Genomic DNA, 22,509 nt, shown 5'->3' with positions numbered 1-22,509 from the left:
AATTTATTGAAGTAGCAAAATCTGTTTAAATCTATTATTATTTAGACATAGAGAGTTACTTAATTATCTTCCCCAAAGATAAAATAAGAATTGATCCCATCTTGATTGAGATGGGATTTTTTTGCCAAAAACAATTGATAAAAAAAAGAACTCATCTCATTTATCCGAAAGAAATTCATGCATCACTTTGCACAGTTTAATAATTCCCTGATCAAGCATTTGATCATCTATTTGCGAATAGCTAATTCTAATATGATTACAAGGAGCTTCATTTGGGTAGCAAGCTGAGCTAGTTAGGAATGAAATTTCTTCTGCATATCGTGCTTTAGACAATAATTCTTCCGTATTTTTATCAGTAGGAAACGTTATCCATATATTTAAACCACCTTTTGGAATTAACCATGTAACCTTTTCTGGTGCATGGTTTTCAAGTAAAGATATTGTTCGATTTCTTCTGATTTCAAGTGCTATTCGTAATTTTTCTAAATGTGTCCTCATTCTATTAGAATTCAAAAATGGCACCAACGCTTTTTGTGTAAGCAAAGGACTACCTAAATCTGCACAAGATTTTGACGTTAATAACCTTTTCTTTATTGTTCCATTTGAGACAATTGCGCCAACCTTACATCCTGGTGCTAGTGTTTTACTAAAACCTTTCAAATAAATAACATGACCATCTGTATCTAAAGATTTAATTGTAGGGGGTGGCAAAGTACCATCAAAATAGATTTCATTCCATGAATCGTCTTCTACAATAATAAACCCATTGCTTTTTGCTAATTCTAATAAATCTTCTCTTCTTCTTTTACTCAAAACAGTTCCAGTCGGATTTTGAAAAGTTGGAATAGTATAAACTAGCTTTGGCTTTTTAGTAAGACACAACGAAGCTAGTTTATCTGTTTTCATTCCATTTTCATCTACCGGGATCGAAATAATAGTAGCCCCTCGGTTTCTGAAAACATCAAGTGCCGCTGTGTATGTTGGTGCTTCCGTAATCACAATATCTCCCGGTCCAATAAAAGTCCGCGCAACTATATCTATTCCTTGCTGAACACCGTTAGTAATGATAATTTCTGAACTTTTTGGCTTTAATTGACAATAGTGCTTCAAATAATCTGCTACAACTTGTCGAACCTCTTCATCTCCTTGAACAGAGCTATATCTACTAACAATTTGTGGATCATTTTGCAAAATCTGATTAATTTCCTTTGTAATATAGAGAGTCGGTAATAGTTTGGGATTGATAACTGCGCTAGTAAAATTAAAAGAGTTTACAGGTTTCAAATTCAAGATATATTGTGAACGCTGAATATAATCTGGGATATTTAATTGCCAATCATAATTTCCAGTCCCACTATTCATATTTTTATTTGTCTCTTTTCTCTTAACAAAAGCTCCTTTTCCATGTTTTAAATTAATGTATCCATTTTTTTCTAAAAGTTGATACGCCTTATTGACAGTCATAAAACTTACCTGATTTTCTAATGAAAATTTTCGTAGAGAAGGCAGTTTAGACCCACCTATCAAATCACCTGAACGAATTTTTTCTGCGATAATACTTGAAATTTGATTGATTAATGACTGATCTGATTGACGATTAAGTTCTATTTTCATAAATCCTCCTACTGTTATACTCAAAAGTTGACTGTTATACCCCTCACTATATATCATAACGAGTGTCCCATCAATAAAACTATAAAAGGAGCATTTCAATTTATGAACATCATGAAAGAAGATCAAAAAAAAATAGAGCAATTACTGACAAATGTCGTAACCCATTCAACAAATTTTTTTAATGAGCTTGATAGTCGTCCTGTTGCTATCCAATATTATCAACCCAGTAAGGATCAATTACCTGAACTAGGAATTGGTGCAAACCAAACACTTGATTATTTTGTACAACATTATTCTAATGGCTTGAGTGCAAGTGCGGGGGCTAGATACTTAGGTTTTATTACAGGAGGTGCTACACCTGCTTCTATTATGGGTGACTGGTTAGCTAGCGTCTACGATCAAAATGTATCTAGTTCACAAGACTCAGTTGCTGGAACTCTTGAAACTGAAACACTTGACATGTTAAAAGAGTTACTCAAACTAGACACCAATTATAGTGGTACCTTCGTTAGTGGTGCTACTATGTCAAATTTCGTCGGACTCGCTCAAGCCAGACAATGGGCTGCCCACCATTATGGAAAAGATTTAACGCTAGAAGGATTATTCGCTATTCCATCTATAAAACTTATAAGCGGTGCTCCTCACTCAAGCATTTTTAAAGCTGCATCTATGTTAGGGATGGGAAGAAACTCAATTCATTTGATTCCATGTCAGGAAAATCAAGAAGCGATAAACATCAATTTGCTTAAAGAATTCCTTGAGCAAAACAAATATGAGCCTTGCATTGTAATAGCGAATGCTGGTACTGTAAATACCGTCGATTATGATGATTTGATTGCTATAGGAAAACTAAAAAAACAGTATAACTTTTGGTTGCACATTGATGCTGCTTTTGGTGGATTTGCTGCTTGTTCCCCACTATATGATCATCTAGTTGCTGGAATCAATAAAGCTGATTCGATTACTATTGATGCTCATAAATGGCTTAATGTTCCCTATGATTCTGCTATGCAGTTTACTCGTCACAAATCGCTTCAAGTTGAAGTCTTTCAAAACAATGCAGCCTATCTTGGCAGCTCCATTGATCATCCAGATTTTTTTGATTTGACCCCTGAAAATTCTCGAAGATTCCGAGCATTGCCAGCATGGTTCACTTTAAAAGCTTATGGAAAAGAAGGCTACCAAACACTCATAGAAGAAAATGTTACTTGCGCAAAAAATTTAGAAAAAAAGATAATAAATAGTGAATACTTCGAACTTTTAGCTCCAGTCAATTTAAATGTCGTTTGTTTTACATTAAAACAAGAGTCGGTAACTGCTGAAATGATCAAACAGTTCCTTGCTACTTTAAATCAACAAGGTGATGTATTCATGACGCCCACTATCTACAATGGTGTATCAGCCATTCGAGCTGCTTTTAGTAACTGGCGTACTGAAAGCAAAGATGTAGAAATTATTTGGAAATCTTTACTTCATGCTGTTCTTCTCAAAAAAAGCTAAACTCAGTGGACTGAAGTCTATACTATTTTAAAAGATTCTTTTAAATAACTTAACTATTCCTTTAATCACCCAATTGATAAACTGATAATCAAGCTTTATACTAATTTGAAAAAAAGGACTGAATATGCGGAACGTCAAAGAACCTGAAATTATGGATACTGCTAGTCAGTTATTTATGGATGTCTAAAAGCATGCGTAACATATTGATTTCACTAAAAAACTTACTTATTCATAATTTTTCTTTAGATAAACTATTTCAAACTAACAAGGACAAATCCACTAAACTGATTGACCTTCTGGGAATTTTTTTCTTGATTTTATAGTCTATAAGCTGCTAAAACATTGGTGTTGATGGGATAGGGAACCTTAATTCCTGCTTATATGGTTACTATGTCGAGCTTTATCTTGATAATCATGACTATATACCGCTCAAATGGGCTTTTATTTACAATTAAAGATCTTGAGATATGATCTGCTTTACCAGTAACAGAACGTGCTATTAAAGGAGTTACCCTAAAGAAAACTAAATAAGCTTCATTAAAAACAAGCAAGCAGCTTGAACTAGCGGCTGCCTGCTTGTTTTCGGATTAATTATTTAAATTTAGTGGATTATGATTATTTAGTCGAAAGCTGTTAAATCTTTTCAACCTTCTCAACCGTAAACTCATTTACAACATTTCCTGTATTAAGTAAATCTGCTGGTTCAAATAATGCGACTAAAACCTCTTCAACGGGGTTGGGTCTGTGCTTAACACCTTTTGGAATAACAATAAATTCATTTTCATTTATATCGACAGATTCTTGATTTTCGATTTCAATCGTCAACTTACCTTTAACAACCATAAACATTTCATCTGAATCCTCATGTAAATGCCACGTGAAAGGTCCTTTTAATTTCACCATTTTAACCGCCATATCATTGACTCGCGCCGCTTCTTTTGGTTCATAATAGTTTTCTATCACAGCAAACTTCTCAATCATATTTATTTTATCAATCATTTAAAAACACCATCCTTTTTTATATGAGCTATTTGGTAATCCTCCACTTGATTATAGCAGATAATAAGCGAGTTCTTTAAACAATAATTAATAACCCCATGATCATCAAAGTCAATAGAAAGAGCTTTTCCCTACTTTTTACGTTCTTTTTAAAGTCAAATAACCAAAATTGATCAATCAAACTAGACAGAATGATTTGCCCAAATAAAAATAAGCTACTTGTTCAGACTGGACTTAATTCCCCGATGACCAAAATTATTTCTCTTTGATACCTCCATTTTTCTAGCTTCGGCAAACTTTCTTGCTGTTGCACTTGGTTTGACCATTCGAGCGGTTATACAGAACGCTTGATCCTATAGTTTACAGTGACAGAAATAATAAACTCTATATCAGAAAACTATATTGACATTTAGTCATTTTTAAATTATGATACATTAAACAAATGAATGAATGATCATATGTTCATTTGTGAAGTGTATCATATTAAATTTAATAGGAGGAAACAATTATGAACAACTATCTAACAGAAACAAAATTTTTGGATTTTAACAATAAAGCCATCCAGAACCTAATTGAATCTAAAAATTGGCGTTCTATGGATGTTAGAGATAAAATTCAGAATATTTATAATTTTATCCGAGATGATATTCCTTTTGGCTTTAATATAGCTGATGAGCTACCAGCATCTCAAATTTTAGCTGATGGTTTTGGACAATGTAATACAAAAGGGACTTTATTTATGGCACTTTTGCGTGCTAATGATATTCCTTGTAGAATTCACGCCTTTCTTCTTGATAAAAAAGTTCAGAAGGGCATTTTAGAAGAGGATCATTATGAAGTATTTCCAAATCAAATTTTGCACACATGGATCGAGATACTTTACAATGGTGTGTGGTTAGATATGGAAGGCTTTATCCTAGATTCTAAATATTTTAATAATTTACAAAAAAAGTTTTCGGATTCAAAAGGAACTTTTTTCGGCTATGGAGTTGGTACAAGTAATTTAAAAAAACCGGAAATAGACTGGGACGAAGGCAATACCTATATACAAAAAGAAGGGATCGTAAAAGATCTTGGTGTTTATGATTCACCAGACGAATTGTTAGCTGCCCATTCACAAAACATGAGTAGCGAAGAAAGAAAATTTTATGAAGATGTAATTATGGATTCAATGAATAAAAATATTAAAAAGATGCGATTACTTTGATTTATTAGTGAAGTACTTTCCCAAAAAGCAGGAGAATAGTCAGACAAAATCTGATACTTCTCCTGTTTTTGGTTTAAGGGTTCAGATACTTTATAGGATTATCGCCATGACTGTACTTTCAAAATAATCAAATTGTCGTGTTGTGTCTTTGAATAGTCTGGGTTCTTTTATCTATGATTTCTTAACTGGATTCATAAAGCTCTTTAGAGACTATACACCCATTAGCTTTTCGGGTGTCAGAAGTTATTGTTCAATTTGAGTGAGGTGTAGTCAAAGTCTGTTTTGATAATGCGAAGAGCAGCATTTTTTATTTATTACAGATCAGATTTATCTACTACAATGATCGAGCAATTCTAAACCCTAAATCATCTATCTTAAAATCAGGAAAACTCTTTCGTCTCGAAGTAGTTCCACAACCTCGAGCTTCTGTGGCCCAACTTCCTCCTCTAAAGATGCGATACGTTCCATATCTTTCTTCATCGTACAAATCCCAGCACCATTCCCACGCATTGCCTATCATATCGTATAATCCCCAAGAATTAGGCAATCTCTTACCAACGGCATGCACATGGCCTAACGAATTAGCTTGGTACCAAGCTATGGCATCAAGTTCTCCATGATATCCTTTTGTTCCTGATCGACACGCGTATTGCCACTCAGCATCTGTAGGCACAGGGATAGACATTTTTGAATTTGAATTTACCCATTGATTCAAGTCTTGAAAGTCTCTTACTATTTCTGTTCCTCCTGGTATCGGTATCATGCTATCCTTAAAATATTCTTCTATTCTACTTAGCACTAGCTATTCCTTTCTTTAACAAACTTTTCTAACCTATTTATTTTATCAATCATATACGAACACCATACTATTTTTGCATAAGCTATTTTACAGTACTCCACTTGATTATAGCAGATAATAAGCGTTTTTCTTAAGCAATAATTAATAACCCCATGATAATCAAGCCAATAGAAAGAACTTTTTCCCCACTTATTGCGTTCTTTTTAAGGCCAAATAAACCAAATTGATCAATCAAACTAGACATAATGATCTGCCCAAATAAAAATAAGCTGCTTGTTAAGACTGAACCTAATTCACCAATGACCAAAATCGTTCCTCCTACAATAATTACGCCAAAAACACCGCCAAGATAAATCCATACAGGCAATTTCTCACCTAACGAATCTTTTGTTGGAAAATCAATTTTCTTTTGCACAAGTAGAACAACAACAAATAAGATAATCAAACCGACCAAAAATGAGATCAGGGTTGCTACTATCGGCGAATGTGTTGCATTTCTTAATTGACCATTAAAAATTGCTTGCAATGGCGGAAACATCCCAGCGATTAAAGCGATGAGTAACCAAAGAGGCGTCACATTCTCAATTTTTTCATTTTTTAAGAGGTTCTTTTTATTGCTTTTTTGCAAGATAAAAACTGCCAGTAACATAATACTGATTCCTACGATTCTCTTCAAACTGATTTGAACCACTGGTAACTCCAAAAATCCAAGACTGTCAAAGATTGCCCCTGAAATGATCTGACTGGTTACAGTTAAAAATGTCGTATTCGTTGCACCTATTTTTCTGAATAAAATGATATTTGCCACATTATAAATCACTCCTGAAACTGCTCCGCCCACATACGTATAAGCAGGATACGACCAATCAATACTCTTCAATTGAGCAAAATCAAAAATTATTGTTACAAATAACAGAATAATTGATCCTACAAAAAAAGCAATTAAAGACGCATTAAGCGGCGTTTTAGTATGCCTACTTAACGTTGAATTGATCGATGCTTGAATAGAAAAAAAACAACCTGTTAAAATACCAAGACTGATAAATAAAATGAACTCCATAAAAACACTCCTTATAATACATATTAAAGACATTCTATATCCTTAATTAATAAATTTAAAAGAGAGTAAATTTAATTACTCTCTTCAAGTACAGTTGCTAAAGTTTGGCTTCTTAGATAATCTTCCATAATTTTTTCTGCATGAAACATCACTTTTTTTATATCACAATTAGAATCATCATGAACATAACACTCAAATAATGATTGTTTTCCCTCAACTGCTTGGATCACATCAAAGAATGTGATTGCCTGCCAATTAGAGCGGATCGAATAACCTCCATTAGCGCCTGAACTCGCTTTTATCAACTGTTCTTTTGATAATTTCGTTAAAATTTTTGATAAATAAGTTGGCGAAATCCGTTGTTCTTTCGCTAATTCATGAACATTGATCGGCGTTTTATCCTGATTTTTTGCTAGAAAAAATAGGGTGTGTAGCGCATAATCTGTTGCTTTAGAATATTTCATACTATCCTCTCCTATCAAAGACTATGTATATCTATAATATCTTTAATGATAAATTTGTCAAGCATTTTCTATTCATAGATAAATGAAGGTTGCTAATAAATTTTAGAGCTTCCAAAGTGAATGACATCCAACTGACTAGTTTTAGTAAATCGAACAAAAGATTAAGAATTTCTTTAGAGAAAAATATGCTTATGCTTACAACACTAAGCCGATTTTTTACTCAATGCGTTTAATTTTTACTATTTTGAAAAACTAATTGACTAAACTCCTGTCTTTAAGTTAAGATAACATTACAAAACTAAATTAAAAAAGGCGCTCTGCAGGAGGACCGCAAATCATCCCGCAGAGCCCTGTATTATCAGCACGAACTAATAATACAAGTTGCCACGTCAATATATTATTGACTATTTTCATTGTACTAAAAGTAAGAAAAGATTACTAGTCTTTTTTGCTTATTCAGCGAATTTAGTTAACGCTTATTTATTGAACGCTTCATGGTATTAGTTGCTGACTAATATCATTTTTTTTGTTTTGTATCACTCGTTAGATAATTAGAGCGAAAAACAAAATAAACAGGCACTCTGCAAGAAGACTGCAAATCCTCTCACAGAGACCTGTATCGTCAGCACGAACTGACAATACAAGTTGCCTGAGGTCAATACGTATCGACTCATTCATTTTACCTAATTTTTGTAAGAAATACTAGTGTTTTTTTGCAAATTTTAGGAATTTAGATGAGCAACGGTTATTTATTGAACTCTTGCGCGGTATTGGTTGGTGACCAATACCGCTTTTTTTCGCTCTTTTTATAAATAGTAAACATCAAGTTCTCCTTTTTTCTTAACACATTTTTTTCATCTCTTGGTGTTTACGAACTGATGTTACAGGAATTTGCCGCTCACCATGCTTTTCTATTTAGTCTAAAAAAGGTTGTCACGTCAATGCGTACAAAAATAAGTAGGTTAAAAAAATAAACATGCAAACAATAATTTTCCTAGATCTACCAGACTGAGTAGCGAAAGTAGCGAATGATTCTGTGTCCATCAGTGAACGTTAAGATATAACTGGCGGAAGATACTTTTAACGTTCAAATCAAAAAATAGCAGGTATGCAGAGCCTGTTATTTCAAACAACTGTTTATCTTGAATGCTATTCCTTTTTAGTAAACAGCCAAACCCAACCATTTTACCAACATAGGGATAAACAGTTGTTTGTTTTTTTATATGTTTTTCATCCTAGCAATAGCAAAATGCCTTTTATCTTACAGATTTAATAAAAGATAGGTTTAGGAATTTTGAAAACCCATTTTTGATATCGACCATGAAACTTCCACAGAATATCGAGAAACAGGCCTTCTTTTAAAGTAATCGCTGAAATTTCCTCTCTCTGAAATTCTAATTTATGCACAAGCTGAAATGAATAAACAACACAATTACTTTTTCAGTGTTCAATAATAAAATAACTTGTTGCATTATTGCAAACATTCCTTCAACTTTAGTAAAACAGCAAATGATATCCTCTTCACCGTATGTTTGGTTCAACTCTTCTAATACATTAGAGACCTATGATTAACATTTTTTCCCTTTCGCGTACTCCTTTCTAAAATTATTTGATTATCTATAGGTTTTCTATAAAATGTTCTGGGTAATTATCCCAATAGCCTTGGAAAATTCTTGCTTGATTATGATCTAAATTCAATTGATACATCCTAAAGGTAACTTTTAAATCCTTTGGTTGCCATTGTTCTTTGTATGAATATTTATAGCTCATTCCGAGTTTTTCCATCACTTTGCCACTGCCTACATTATGAATATCATGAGTGGCTGTGATATATGACCATTCCTGGGCTTTTAAAAACTGAATAATTGCGACGCAAGCTTCTGTGATCAGTCCTTGACCCCAATATTCTTCTAACAGCCCATAACCAAAATCATGGCTTTCACTACCACTCACAGTAACGTAACCAACTGGATTGTTGCTTTCTTTAAAGCAAACTAGAAAGTAATAACCATTCTCTTTTTGATAATAGGGTTCGATCCTTGTTTTGTAGAAATCCCTAGCCTCTCCTCTATCTCTCACAGGGTACCACGGTAAATATTTATTAACATTTTTATCCGATAAAATCGTATACAAAGCTTCCATATCTAATTTAGCTTCTTCGATTTTTCGAATAATCAGCCGAGCTGTTTCTATCATTTTCCTACTCCTTTAGTTCTCTTAAGCTATCTACCAGAATTTTCTCAGCATTTAACAAGCCATAATCCCTTTGGCTAATCGTTTTAACTGGTTTTACAGGAAATATTTGCTGTATTTCTTCTTGAGCATAAGCAAATTCTGGCGTCAGTAAAATCACATCGGCCTGAATTCCTTTTTCAGCAACTTTGTTAGAACTATACAGTTCAATAGCAATCGCTTCATTTTTCTCTTTAGCTATCTTCTCCATTTTAATCGCAAGCCGTTGTGTCTGAAAACCTGCATCAGAGATAAAACTCGCAGTAATGCTGAAGATCATAATGACTTTTTCAGCTTGATTCTCATTTGTTAAATCAGACATTTCTTTTTCCATGTTCTTTCTTCCTTTCTGCTTTGAAAAGAGTGAATCCAAAAAAGAACGCTTAGCATTTCCTAAAATACTATCTGTAGAAACTTGGAAATATATACTAAGTTTTACTAATGTATCTAAGTCAGGGTAACTTTTATTTCGTTCCCATTTCGAAATAGCTTGAGGCGTGACATTTAAAATTCTAGCTAAATCCTTTTGCGTCATTTTTTTTGATTCTCTCAGCTCTTTTAATCGATTACCAATCTCTATCAAAATCATACCCTCCCGCCGCTTTATTATGCAATTAACGATTAGTTGAACTGCTGTAAATTCAACTCAACGAACAGTTGAATGAGAAAACACGCTCAATTTGTGATCACTTGATCAATATATTTTTGAATCAATATTGACAACTTCTCCAATAAATGCTATTTTAAAAGTGAATACAGTTCACTTTTAAAATATATTGTGAATTAAATCACTATATAATTAATTGTTCTACAATCCTGACCAATTGTTCTTTTTCAAGTATTGCTAGACTGTTTTCACCAAAATTATTTGCATTCAGCACATGTCCATTTAGCAAGTCTGCAACAGCGATCGCACTTTCCCAGAGCTGTTGACTTTCAGTTTTGTGATGTAGAAATAATAGCTGTTGATAAATATTTTTCACATATAGATCAAACGCAGCGGACATACCACTTGCATCATGAACTTCTAAAGAATAGCGAGCGGCGAAATATTTTTTGATAAACGGGTCATTGCCATACATCAAGACTCTTTCTACCATATGCACACTGAACTCATGAAACGTTTTAGTCTGAATCAATGACTCTGCTGTTGCTAACATGAAATGGGTCGTTGCATCATACCACAATTCTAACAACAGGTCTTCTTTACGTTTCCAATGTTTATAAAATGAGCCGACTGCGTAACCTGCTTGTTTAGTAATATCTGCAATACTTGTATCGTCAAAGCTTTTAGATACAAATAGTTGACTGGCAGCTTCTTTAAGTTTTAATTTTGTTATTTCTGATTTTTTTAGCTGTTTGTTCATCTTATCCCTCATTTTTATCAATTATTTGTTGCTTGACTTGCCTAAATTATAGCTCAAAGCAAGTTAAAATTCTACAGTCCTATAGTGATCAAGTATGACTTAAGCGTGACTTTTTTTCAATTAAAGACTGTGTTTTAGCAACAATTAATCATAATTATTGCGTTATCAAGTTTTTGCTTTGAAACATGCCAAGAAATACAACGAGGTTATGAGTTGATATTGATTGCTCCTGCGATTACTCGTCGTGCGAAAAGACTTGGTACAAGGTGACTGAAAGGAATGTTGTTACCATGTATTATCTAGCTTCAAAAGCTAGCCTTTCAGCTTTTAATGTTATCTAGCTACGCGATCCGCGTAGCTCTTAAAATTTAGGAGGAATGTTAAAATGAAGTATCCAAAATTGTTTTCAGAAGGAAAAATTGGTCCAGTCACAGTAAAAAATCGAATCGTCTTACCGGCGATGGGCATCAATATGTCCGACAAAGGCTATGTCAACGAAGCGATCATCAACCACTACACAGAACGAGCAGAAGGTGGTGCTGGTCTTGTGATCATTGAAGTCTCTTGTGTAGATGCACCTCAAGGTCTGAACACCTCTAATATGCTCGTGATCGATGATGATAAATATATTGACGGTATGAGCAAACTAGCAGCCTCAATCCATGAACATGATGCCAAATGTCTACTGCAAATCAGTCATACAGGCCGCGGTGCTCGTCGTAAAATAACTGGACAACAACCCGTTGGTCCCTCAGCTGTTGCAATGCCTTACACCTTTATGATGGGTCTTTCAAATGAAACACCAAAAATGCTGACAATTACCGAAATTCAAGCAATCGAAGACAAGTATGCCCAAGCAGCACTACGAGCAAAAAAAGCTGGTTTCGACGGAATTCAATTGCATAGTATCGGTTATTACATGGGCGAGCAATTTTTAAATTCAAAATCAAATACCCGCACAGATGAATATGGCGGCAGTAAAGAAAAACGAATCACCTTCCACTTAAATATTGTTCGTAAAATCAGAGCATTATGCGGTGATGACTTTGCCATTACAGTTAAGCTAACCGTATTAGAGCTTGGGGAAGATGCTGGAATCACCTTCGAAGAAGGAACTTATTATGCTTATCAGCTTCAAGAAGCTGGTGTTGATGCTCTTGAGGTAATGGTAGGTGCTTGGAAACAAGAAGCAACATTAGAAGACGTCGCAGACACCGGATCAGCCAAAGGACAACTCTTCGATATCTCAGCTGGTATCAAAGGTGGAATTTCACAAATCACTGGAAATGAACCTAAAATCCCGATTATTAGCGGCGGTCGTTCAGGATATGCTCAGATTGCTGAAGATGCATTACAAAACGAAAAATGTGAATTTGTCTTTATGGGCAAAGGCCTTTTAGCTGAGCCAAATCTGCCTAACTTAGTACTTCAAGACAAAGAAGCTTTGATTCGTCCTTGCATCGGCTGCAACACCTGTATTGACCAGCAACTGCAATATAACAAACCTTCTAGATGCTCTAGTAATGCAGTTTTGGGCAATCTAAATAATCGCTACAAGCTCCAAAAAGCAGAGCAAAAGAAAACTGTCGCTATTATTGGCGGCGGTATTGCTTCAATTGAGGCCGCTCGTATTATGGCCTTAAGAGGACATGATGTTACGATTTACGAAAAAAATGACTATCTCGGAGGACAAGTAAAATTAGCAGCAGCTCCACCTCACAAAGAAAATATACACCCAATGTTGGATTACTTTAATGCGATCATAGAGGAACTTAATATTCAGGTCAAACTAAACTCACCGATGAATATCGACACGATTTTAGCTCTAAACGCAGATGTTGTGATCTGTGCGACTGGCCCAACTCCAGTAAAATTAACCCTTCCAGGCATTGATCTACCTAACGTTTTTGATGCCAAAGAAGCCTTATCTGGAAGAGAAACTGGTCAATCAGTCGTGATCATCGGCGGTGGTGTCGTTGGCTGTGAAACAGCTGAATATCTTGTAGAGCAAGGTAAAAATGTAACAATCATAGAAGCAGCTGATAGCTTTGCTGCAAAAATGGTCATGACAAATCGTACCATTTTATTAGATCATTTAACTCTTTTAGGTGCGACCTTTATGAGCAGTACTAAATGTGTAAACATCAATGAAAACTCCGTTGATGTTATTGATGAATCTGGTGCTATGAAGCAAATTCCAACCGATACTATCTTATTATCTGTCGGCGAAAAACCAAATACTACCTTATATGATAACCTATTTGGCAAAGTTCCTGAAGTGTATAATATCGGTGATAGTCATACTCCAGATTGTTTTGCAACTAGTATTAAACAAGGCCATGAAGTGGCAATAAGTATTTAGAAAAAGAATGATGAGATGGCCATGTTTGCTGCCGTCTCATCATTTTTTCTATGCCACAACCTTACCAAACTGTACGTTTTCTCCTGCAACCGTAAGTAGGCTCTCCTCTTGCCGCATGATATAGTTAATTTATCAAATCAAAGCAAATAATAAAGAGGTGAAATTTTATGATTGAATTTATTTTAGATATTGCTTATCAAATCACTATCTGTAAGTGGTTGGAAAAAGCTTCAAAGAAGAAAGCCTAATCGCTCCCAACTTTTCCCTGATCCTCTCTCCATCGAACTAAATTTCTAATCAAGCTGGTTTTATTCTGTTTGACCTAGAGTTCACTCTAAATGGTACAATAAAGTCAAAAACAGCATGGAGGTAACTTTGATGGCTTACAAAATTCATGAATTTTCAAAAATAACTGGTCTGACTCCTTATACACTCCGTTTTTACGAAAAAGAAGGATTAATCACAGTCAAAAGAGATCAGAATAATATCCGAATTTATGACGACCGCAATAAGGAATGGATCGACTTTTTTATGCATTTGAAAAAAACAGGAATGACGATTGAAGATTTAAAACAGTATCTCGTTTGGTGGTATGAAGGAGATTCTACTAATCAAAATCGGTTGGATTTATTGAAGAAGCAAAAAGAAATAGCTTTAAGCGAAATGAAGCAGCTTCAAGAGGGCATTAGCGTCCTTGATCATAAAATTGACATTTACACCAAAAAAGTGAACGATGGTCAAGAAAATAGTAAAAAAGATGACGCTTAAAAATGTCATCTTTTTTTACTTTGCTACAATTCTATCGGTTAAGGATTTTCTTTCAACTCGCTTAATAACTATATCTTAAAAAATATTTTCACTTCTCATTGTAATTTATTTTTTTTAGCCTATAATAATGTCTAGACATGCATGTCGAGACATTATTATAGAATTGGAGAGATAAAAATTGAAAAATTATGTATTAATCACTGGAGCTTCTTCAGGAATTGGCGAAGCTTTTTCAAATTATTATGCTGAAAAAGGAAAAAATTTAATTCTTGTAGCAAGATCTAAAGATAAATTACACACTATGAAAAAGAACTTTGAAAAGCGCTATAATATCCATGTTGAATGCTTAGTTTACGATCTATCCATTGAAAATATCAGCAAAGATATCTATAGCAAAGTTTCAGAAAAAAATATATTTGTGGATACATTAATTAATTGTGCTGGTTTTGCAACAAGTGGGCCAGTAGCTGATGTTTCATTTGATCAACAGCATAGTGAAATTATGGTAAATATGGTATCATTATTTGACTTAACTAAATTATTTCTAAATAAAATGAAAGAAAAAAACCAAGGGCAAATTATCAATGTTGCATCCAGTTCAGCTTATCATCCCATTCCAACTATGGCAGTTTATGCCGCAACAAAGGCATTTGTACTTTCTTTTTCCGAATCATTGAGTATGGAATGTAAAAAAACTAATATTCAGGTATTCGCCATTTCACCTGGCGCAACAGATACAAATTTCTTTTCAAATGGCGGTGGTGTTTCTTATGGCTCTCTAAGAACACCTGAAAATGTTGTACAGGCTACAATAAAAGCAATGAACAAAGGTAAAATTTCTAAAATAGATGGTTTGAACAACTATTTTACAAGCACTGTTTTGCCTAGGATCTTACCAAGAAAGAATATGGCAAAAATGGTCTATGGCATTATGCAAAAACAATTAAAAAAGTAATGGAGTAATATAATTATGGATAAAATTGAAGAATTAAGATACCTTATTAAAGCAGTTGATCAAGAAGGCGAAAATAATTACCGTAGAATGTTGGCTCCCTTGGACATTACGCCTAATCAAAATGAAGTATTAAAAATTTTATCAAAAAAAGATGGTTTATCAATTTCTGAAATTGGTGATTTATTGATCTGCGGTTCAGATAGTCCCAGTAGAGTAATTCAGAGGTTACTATTAAAAGGTGCTGTGTCTAAAGAAAATGATAGCTCTGATGCGCGAAAATCTATTATATTTATTACTGATAAAGGCCTGAATCTACTTAAAGAAGCTAAAAAGATCGAAAATCAATTCAATCTTCAGATAAAAAAATCTGTTGAAAGTAAAATGAACATTGATCAATTAATTGATATGCTTGAAGCTCAAGTTCAGGGCACGAAATCTTTAAACCAAATCATCAGCAAGAAAAAAATTGATTCCAACCTCTAGGAACAGAAGTGTCTTTGACACATAAAGATTGATGAGATTGAAGCAACGTTTAGTGTAGTAGTTGTTTCTGCTCCATCGTTTATCCAGATTAAGGGTGTGAAACAAAAGTAAAATCCACTTTTGTTTCACACCCTTATTTGTTAGAATTTATGCCTTAAGCTCATTTCTACTTGTTATTTTATAAAACTTCCTAATCATAAAAAGGTTCTCAATTATTTAGCAGTCTTTCTTTTAATGATTATTCCCACTATCCCTAAGGTAGCCATACATAAACCAAGAACAGAGCTCCATAAGCTTAGGCTAACCACTTCTCCTGTTTGTGGAAGAGATTTCTCCGCTTGACTATTTTTTAGTATAGGGGAATAGCTTAGCTTACTATTGCTTGGAATTGTTGGAGTATTACTACTGATGTTCCTTTTTGGAGAAATTCCATTAGGGGTTCCTGAATTTCTCCCTGAGATGTTATTTCCAGTCACACTAGGTTTATTAGGTTTATTTCGTACATAAATAATTAATGTATCTCCATCAGGTGTTGTTGGTGTAATCGGTGTACCCGGCTGGATTGGTTGCCCTGGTTTGTTTGGATCATTTGGATCTGGTAAATAAGGGGTATAGCCTGGTACAACAGGCACGACTGGTATTCCTGTTGTAGTCGGATCATTTGGATCTCCTGGATATGGTACTTTTGGTGTTTCTGGAAAATTCGGATCATTTGGATCTTCTGGGGTAGGAACCAGATTCCCTAACTTCTTATATACATAAGTGACACTGATGTCTTCTGTAGTAAAGGTACCTGTGGCATTAGCTGGTGTTTCCGTTAAGTAATAACCCTTCACTACTTTGGCACTTGTTTCGTATGTGTCGCCTTTTTTATAGTCTTCTTTCGGTGTTTCACTAGGCAGTAATTCTTTTCCATTAGTATCTGTATAACCAATAACCAATTTATATTTATTTTCTTGATAAACATAAATAACTTCTCCATTTAAACCGAGGCGCTCTAACTTACCGGAGGCAGGCATATCTCCTTCCATTCTACTAAACGTATAATCTTTGATGTCTAACTTTTGAGTGGAATATGTTTCACCGATTACGGCACCCAATGCCCCGTAATGTACTTGTGCATGAGCTATTTCATTTTTATTTTCATCAATATATTTTACATTTATAGATGCTGCAGCAGTATAATCCAGACTTTCAATTAAAAACTGTTGTCTATTCATCTGACTACCAGTTCCAGCAGATATAATTAAGTTTACTGCATTCTGATTCGTGGCTGCTAAATCAGGCCCCATGTCTTTACTAAATTTTTTATTATTATATATAACAGTTAACATCTTTGTTTCACCATTAAACTCCAAAGTGAAAGGTTTAAATTTACCATCAGGAGCATCAACAATTTGTCCATTATCAGTCTCGAGATCACTTACTGTGTTGGTATTTCCATTTATAGGACGTGAATATACAAATCCTGCAAAGGTATAACCTCTTCCTTGCCCATTTTTTCCATATTTGTCCTCATCTGCTTTATTAACATATTGAAATTCTTTAGGATCAGCTTTTAAATCTTGATTTGGATGATTTGTATCCCAAAACGTGTCTACTTTCCAACCACTACTGCCTAGTAAACCCGCAATTCCGACACCACCACCAATATGTCCGACTGATCCAGTATTATCCGTTGAAAATCCAATCCCGATACCATCTGCACCTCCCTTAATTTGGTCTTTATCCCCAATATTTAATTGTCCTTTTAAAATAAAATCTGCATCTGTACTAATTTTCGTCTTTAATGTAGCCGTTCCTGCTTGGTCTCTAACGTCATCTGTCAGTGTTAAAATCCCTGTTGCTTTGTCGTAGCTCAACTCACGATTTTTATATTGTTCTGGGGTCCCCTGAGTTCCTGATATTTTAAAACTATCTATAAAATTATCCTTATCAACATGGATAACACCATCTGTAACTGCTCTTTTGTTTCTACTATTATTTATTGCCTCTGTGCTTTGTATGTCCTTTTGTTCTGCGGTATCAATAGTAGTAGACTTCTTATCATCAGAAGTCTTTGTCTGCTGGTTAATATCATATTCTGGGTTTTCTTTGGTCGCTGTTTCTTCTGAAGTTTCTTGATTATCTTTAGAAACATCTGGTAGATTTAAATTATTTTGCGCTTGTTGATCCATAGATGCACTTTCTTGTTGCCCTTTTCCAGACATTACAGGCTGACTTTCAACAATCGCTTTCTGATTATTTGTTGTAGGTTCGGTGCTAACTATATTTTTTGGGGAACTGTTTTCATCAGCATTTTCTAATTGTGAATTTCCCTGCACGGTTGGAGCAGCTGATTGAGGCTTCGTGATAGGTTGGCGCCCAGTTGAATCTAGGCCAACTTCAGCCGCTGACGCAGTATCTGTAGTTATTCCTGCAAGCCCAATTAACCCTATGAAAACAATTGGCGCAACAACCCAACTCTTTTTCACTTTATACATTTTATAGCGCTTCTTATACTCCAGATTCATAAATTTCCGATTATTCTTCAACATAAATATTCCCCCATTAGGTATTATTTTGGGTATCTACTGAATGACTCACCCATAAGCAATTTTTTAATCCTTAAATCTATTAACTAGTTCCGGTGTAACGATTTAAAAAATACGACTATTCTCTGTGATACAAAAATTTCTTGATTTTTACATATTCTCTTTTTGATTTGAATTTAAACCTTAATTCTCCTTATTTTCAATTAAGCTAGTTAAATCTATTACTTTTTAACTATCGTTCAAAACATATCCAACCGAACGGACTGTTTTAATAAATTGAGGTTGATCGGGGCTTTTTTCAATTTTATTTCTTAAGTGAAAGATAAGATTGGCAATTCGGTTATTCTGATCTCTTTTCTCTAATTTAGTGCTCCACATTTTTTCACTGAGTTCTTCATACGAAATAGCCCTGCAAGAATTATCATATAAGATTTTCATTATTTGAAATTCCTTTTTCGTTAAATCAATTACTTTTTCTCCTTCGATTATGACACTCAAATTACTAGGAATCAGCTGTATCACGCCAGTTTGTACTGGATCTTTTTTCTTTAACAAAGCGCTATTTTGGATCAATTTATTTGTCTGATAACTTGTGAGTAAATTACCTAATGTTAAGAAAAATTCCTCATTATCTATGTCCGCTGGAAAACATGCTTCTACTCCTAAATGCAGGTATGTGACTTTTGAATAAGAATCGTTCTCCATTGATAGTAGATAGATTGGGCCATTAAAATGTTTTCTCAGTTCAATCAACCAACTACAGGTTAAAGCCATTGTTGCTTCTAATATGACTAGAGCGTCTACTTGGATTTCTAGTATGTCCGGCTCATTCACAGTTATTTCAAAAACCTTCCAGCCATTTTCTTCTAGGTAATTTATCGTCGTGTTCTCTTTTATCTCTGATAAAGCAAGGTACCCGATAGTATGCATACTTTTACTCCTCCATTTTTTCGTATTTTGAGGTAACGATAAACAACACAATTTAAATATCAGAGTTGATTGACTTATTTTTCTTCATCCATTTTCACGTCTAGTCTTTCTCTTTTTTTAAGCGGACAATGATCAGACATAAAAAAATAATTATCGTAATGAATATTCCTGTTCCCAGATAAATCATCCAATTGTTATTTTTAGGGATGCTTACATCTTTTTTATTGTACGATGCAGCAACATTTTTAGTGATTGTAAAATCTTTGTCCCATGTCCAATATTCTTCTTGATAATTTAGTGTCACTGTTGCAGTATAATCTCCCGCCAATAAAGGGTTTCCATCTAATTGAACTAAAAAATCCATATATGAATTTGGTGCCAATTCAATGCCCGATTTTTTTTCCTCATAAATCGGTTTTTTCGTATTCTTTTTAAAAATTTTACTTGTGATGGTAACGTTCCCTACTAATAAGGCTTGACTATTTTGAATTCTGGCTTTGATAACATTTCGTGCATTAACTTGATCTGGTATTACAGAAATAAGATTAAAAGCCGGTAAAGGTTCTTGCATCTCTTCCCTTAATTGTATGCCTATAATATAAGAATATTCATTTTTAATTGCTGTCTGCTGTTTTTCCATACTATTCGTTTCAGAACTGTTTTGCTTCAAATAAAGTCCACCAAGAATTACACCTGAAAAACTCTTTGCTGGCATTTTCAACTTCACAGTTAATTTAGCAGTTCCTCTTGCTGGAATTTTTATTTCCTTTTGAGTACTTGCAATATTAGTCAACCCCACCACCAGAGTAGGATCCCGCTTCTTATCATTAGGTCCATACTCTACAACACCATTAGAATTACTAACAGCATCGTAAATTGCTGGTGATAATGTGACTTCCTTTTCGGTATCATTGGTAAGTTCCACTAACAAATCCTGCTCTGTATCAGGTTTAACTAAAAGATCGAAATAGGACTGTTTTTTATCAATTTGGTTTTCTAGTAGTTCAGCTTTAGCATTAAAATTCAGTTCTGCTGCACTGACAGTTATGTGAAAATTCAGAAGTGTTAAACTAATAACAATCAATGATCCTCCCATTAAAAATAATTTTTTTTTATAATTTCTCCATTTCATTATATAAACCCTCCCGATTAGCCGCCTGTTAATTATGATGTCTTTATGAATAAAATAAAATGGAAAAATTTGAAACCTATAATCATAAATAATACGATCATAGGCTTCACTCACGAACAACTCTAAAAAGCTGCTAAAGGAACAGATTTTAAAGACCAATTTAACGTGGTTTGATACAATCCTTTATGTTTGACTGATTGACCTGGAATAAACAGTTGTATAGAATCAGCTGCAGTTGCTTCATCACTTCCAAATCTATAAACAAATGTGCCAGCCCCTTCGCCATCTTTAGCTATTAGTACATTTTGTGATCCTGTTTCCCCGTTCAAAATAAAATCTTTTTTTATACTTGAAGGTTTTTGCGCTGCAGAATTCGTTACGATATCAGCATTAGTGAAACGAATTTGGGCACCTTCTAAGATATTGTCTCCATTTTTTAGCGGTGTCACTTGTTTTACATCTAAAGTCCAGCCAGAGAGCGTTCCTCTTTTATCCGTTATTTGAACATAGTTTGGGCCTACCATCTCTTTTTTATCCTCCGTCATGTACTTTTGCGGTTTTACTTTGTAAACAGCATCTGCTGTAGAAATTTTATTTTCACCAAAATCTAGTGAAGAAGCAAAGTCAATACTCAGAGGCCCTTTCGTTCCAGCGTTTGGCTTATTATCTGGCGTTGTAGGATCAAACGGTGTAACTGGTTTGTTTGGATCTGGATTTACAGGATCGACAGGTTTAGACGGTGAGTCGTCTTCTAGAAACTTTACGATTGCATTGGATTGTAATTCGTTAGGTATTTCGTCGGCAAAGGCTACCGTACTACATAAAACTCCTCCAATTCCTATACTAACTGTTAAAATAGTGAATAGTTGCTTTTTCATGTGAATCATCCTTCCTTTTCTTTTAAAATTTGAGATTAGTGTCATAGTTTACGCTTTATTTATTGGCTATTAATTAGTCAATCTATTTCCCCTCAGGTGTGTCAGATAGTGACCAATTTAGTGTGGTTTGATATCGAGCTGATGATTTTTCAGTAGCGCCTGGTACTGTTAATTGAACATCTATATTTTTCACGTTTTCCTGGTCATTTTCTTTTAGAGTCTGCAATGCACCAAAGCGTCCAACCCAAGTACCCATCCCTTGACCTTTTGAAGCAGTCATAATCAGACTGGCTTCTGTTGGGATCAAAGTGATAACTGTCTCTGTTTTTGGTGTGTTTATTTTAGTTTTTGCGATACTATCCGCTACTGTATTATTGATTGTTAATTTTGCTCCAGTTAATTCTTTTTTAGCATTGTCTGTTGTTTGAAATTGTGTATTTTGTTTAACAGCTAGTTTCCACCCCGTTGCACTGCCTCGATTATCGGTGACTTGGATGTAATTTGCTGTTTTGTCTTTGGAATCGCCATATGTTTGGGGATTAGCATAATATGTCATCTCCTTGCTAGTAATCTCTTGTTTTCCAAAGTCTAAACTCGAAGCAAAATCAATACTTAAAGGACCCGAAGTGCCCTTTTTTGTAGGTAATTTCGTGATTGGATCTGTCGGTTTTACTGGTTTATTCGGATCTGGATTATTTGGGTTTACAGGATCTGTCGGATTATTATTTGGGGTAAATTCTACTAAACCATTTGAGCTATAATCTACTTCTTGGGCCGATATAGTTTTTGAGTCAAGTAACAGAACGGTGGTAATTCCTCCAATGACTAGTCCTGCTCTTAAAAATTTAATTTTTTTCATTATAGTGATATTCTCCTCTTAGTTTATTTTTTATTATCAAAATGCCAAGTAATAGCATTATGCCCAGTATTTTTATTTTATTTTCATAGTCAACTGCCTCATTTGTTTTTGGTAATATTCGATCCCTGTCACTACTTTGGGCAGTTGGAACATTTACATGCTTACGCTGCTGAACTGCATCTTTATCATTTTTCTGGTTTTCGTAAAATTCAATTTCAGCTGGTGACTCAACTACTATTCTTTCCTCAGCGTTTGCCTTGGCACACATTCCGAAAAGACAGACAATCAGTATGATTGCATTGAAGACAATGTACAGTGAATGAACACTTTTTTTCTCTAGCATGTCGTAATCCCTCCTTTTAAGGA

At 34.4% G+C, this 22,509-nt stretch carries 20 protein-coding genes and 1 pseudogene; 6 read left to right on the top strand and 15 right to left on the bottom strand.

Going from position 1 to position 22,509, the window contains the following annotated elements:
- Positions 1-156: 156 nt before the first annotated feature.
- Positions 157-1,614 (bottom strand): MocR-like pyridoxine biosynthesis transcription factor PdxR, encoded by a 1,458-nt coding sequence (gene pdxR, locus RV15_RS14790; protein ID WP_071878784.1) that lies wholly within the window; start codon positions 1,612-1,614, stop codon positions 157-159.
- 111 nt (positions 1,615-1,725) lie between these two features.
- Here pdxR and RV15_RS14785 point away from each other — a divergent pair, with 111 nt between their 5' ends.
- Entirely contained in the window at positions 1,726-3,114 is a 1,389-nt protein-coding gene (locus RV15_RS14785) for a pyridoxal phosphate-dependent decarboxylase family protein (RefSeq protein ID WP_217265832.1), read from the top strand.
- A gap of 633 nt (positions 3,115-3,747) precedes the next feature.
- On the opposite strand, the gene RV15_RS14780 is transcribed toward RV15_RS14785, so the two are convergent.
- Together RV15_RS14780 and RV15_RS19190 are read right to left on the bottom strand one after the other, a co-directional pair.
- Entirely contained in the window at positions 3,748-4,095 is a 348-nt protein-coding gene (locus RV15_RS14780; RefSeq protein WP_217265831.1) for a cupin domain-containing protein, read from the bottom strand.
- A 94-nt stretch (positions 4,096-4,189) separates the two neighbouring features.
- A pseudogene (locus tag RV15_RS19190) lies at positions 4,190-4,318 on the bottom strand (DMT family transporter); the annotation flags it as partial.
- A gap of 303 nt (positions 4,319-4,621) precedes the next feature.
- Here RV15_RS19190 and RV15_RS14775 point away from each other — a divergent pair.
- Positions 4,622-5,320 carry a transglutaminase-like domain-containing protein gene (locus RV15_RS14775; protein ID WP_071878782.1) on the top strand — a complete coding sequence of 233 codons (699 nt, stop codon included), beginning with the start codon at positions 4,622-4,624 and terminating at the stop codon, positions 5,318-5,320.
- A 334-nt stretch (positions 5,321-5,654) separates the two neighbouring features.
- Here the strand turns inward: RV15_RS14775 and RV15_RS14770 are convergent, their stop codons facing one another.
- The 6 genes from RV15_RS14770 to RV15_RS14745 form a co-directional block, all read right to left on the bottom strand.
- Positions 5,655-6,083 (bottom strand): formylglycine-generating enzyme family protein, encoded by a 429-nt coding sequence (locus tag RV15_RS14770; protein ID WP_083429208.1) that lies wholly within the window; start codon positions 6,081-6,083, stop codon positions 5,655-5,657.
- A 166-nt stretch (positions 6,084-6,249) separates the two neighbouring features.
- Entirely contained in the window at positions 6,250-7,179 is a 930-nt protein-coding gene (locus tag RV15_RS14765) for a DMT family transporter (protein ID WP_071878781.1), read from the bottom strand.
- Between the two features lie 71 nt (positions 7,180-7,250).
- The gene (locus RV15_RS14760) at positions 7,251-7,643 is read right to left on the bottom strand and encodes an Rrf2 family transcriptional regulator (protein ID WP_071878780.1); all 393 of its coding nucleotides are present in this window, start codon (positions 7,641-7,643) and stop codon (positions 7,251-7,253) included.
- Positions 7,644-9,260: 1,617 nt separating this feature from the next.
- Positions 9,261-9,839: a GNAT family N-acetyltransferase gene (locus tag RV15_RS14755; protein ID WP_071878779.1), complete on the bottom strand. Its 579-nt coding sequence runs from the start codon at positions 9,837-9,839 to the stop codon at positions 9,261-9,263.
- A 4-nt stretch (positions 9,840-9,843) separates the two neighbouring features.
- Entirely contained in the window at positions 9,844-10,458 is a 615-nt protein-coding gene (locus RV15_RS14750; protein WP_071878778.1) for a helix-turn-helix domain-containing protein, read from the bottom strand.
- A 208-nt stretch (positions 10,459-10,666) separates the two neighbouring features.
- Positions 10,667-11,242 carry a TetR/AcrR family transcriptional regulator gene (locus RV15_RS14745; protein ID WP_071878777.1) on the bottom strand — a complete coding sequence of 192 codons (576 nt, stop codon included), beginning with the start codon at positions 11,240-11,242 and terminating at the stop codon, positions 10,667-10,669.
- A 385-nt stretch (positions 11,243-11,627) separates the two neighbouring features.
- On the opposite strand from RV15_RS14745, the gene RV15_RS14740 reads away from it, so the two are divergent.
- The 4 genes from RV15_RS14740 to RV15_RS14725 all read left to right on the top strand — a co-directional run bounded on the left by RV15_RS14740 (position 11,628) and on the right by RV15_RS14725 (position 15,810).
- A complete protein-coding gene (locus RV15_RS14740; RefSeq protein ID WP_071878776.1) occupies positions 11,628-13,604 on the top strand; it encodes an FAD-dependent oxidoreductase in 1,977 nt (658 codons plus the stop codon).
- Between the two features lie 378 nt (positions 13,605-13,982).
- Positions 13,983-14,372: a MerR family transcriptional regulator gene (locus RV15_RS14735; protein ID WP_071878775.1), complete on the top strand. Its 390-nt coding sequence runs from the start codon at positions 13,983-13,985 to the stop codon at positions 14,370-14,372.
- A gap of 178 nt (positions 14,373-14,550) precedes the next feature.
- The gene (locus RV15_RS14730; RefSeq protein ID WP_071878774.1) at positions 14,551-15,327 is read left to right on the top strand and encodes an SDR family NAD(P)-dependent oxidoreductase; all 777 of its coding nucleotides are present in this window, start codon (positions 14,551-14,553) and stop codon (positions 15,325-15,327) included.
- 15 nt (positions 15,328-15,342) lie between these two features.
- Positions 15,343-15,810 (top strand): MarR family winged helix-turn-helix transcriptional regulator, encoded by a 468-nt coding sequence (locus RV15_RS14725; RefSeq protein ID WP_071878773.1) that lies wholly within the window; start codon positions 15,343-15,345, stop codon positions 15,808-15,810.
- Between the two features lie 212 nt (positions 15,811-16,022).
- Here RV15_RS14725 and RV15_RS14720 read toward each other — a convergent pair whose 3' ends face one another.
- From RV15_RS14720 to RV15_RS14695, 6 genes are all read right to left on the bottom strand, one after another.
- Complete coding sequence (locus RV15_RS14720) at positions 16,023-18,323, bottom strand: lectin-like domain-containing protein (RefSeq protein WP_217265830.1); 2,301 nt, start codon at positions 18,321-18,323, stop codon at positions 16,023-16,025.
- A 249-nt stretch (positions 18,324-18,572) separates the two neighbouring features.
- Positions 18,573-19,274: a winged helix-turn-helix domain-containing protein gene (locus RV15_RS14715; protein ID WP_071878771.1), complete on the bottom strand. Its 702-nt coding sequence runs from the start codon at positions 19,272-19,274 to the stop codon at positions 18,573-18,575.
- A gap of 100 nt (positions 19,275-19,374) precedes the next feature.
- Entirely contained in the window at positions 19,375-20,406 is a 1,032-nt protein-coding gene (locus tag RV15_RS14710; protein WP_071878770.1) for a WxLIP family cell surface protein, read from the bottom strand.
- Positions 20,407-20,528: 122 nt separating this feature from the next.
- Positions 20,529-21,284 carry a WxL domain-containing protein gene (locus RV15_RS14705; RefSeq protein ID WP_071878769.1) on the bottom strand — a complete coding sequence of 252 codons (756 nt, stop codon included), beginning with the start codon at positions 21,282-21,284 and terminating at the stop codon, positions 20,529-20,531.
- Between the two features lie 82 nt (positions 21,285-21,366).
- Positions 21,367-22,143, bottom strand: a complete 777-nt coding sequence (locus RV15_RS14700) for a WxL domain-containing protein (protein WP_071878768.1) — start codon at positions 22,141-22,143, stop codon at positions 21,367-21,369.
- Complete coding sequence (locus tag RV15_RS14695) at positions 22,130-22,486, bottom strand: EF2685/EF0750 family sortase-dependent surface protein (protein WP_071878767.1); 357 nt, start codon at positions 22,484-22,486, stop codon at positions 22,130-22,132. Before RV15_RS14695 ends, RV15_RS14700 begins: the two co-directional genes overlap by 14 nt.
- Positions 22,487-22,509 lie beyond the last annotated feature (23 nt).

The sequence above is a fragment of the Enterococcus silesiacus genome, from assembly GCF_001886225.1.
Lineage (GTDB): Bacteria > Bacillota > Bacilli > Lactobacillales > Enterococcaceae > Enterococcus_L > Enterococcus_L silesiacus.
The sequence above is the reverse complement of the archived record's forward strand: the minus strand, read 5'-3'. Positions and strand labels throughout refer to the sequence as shown.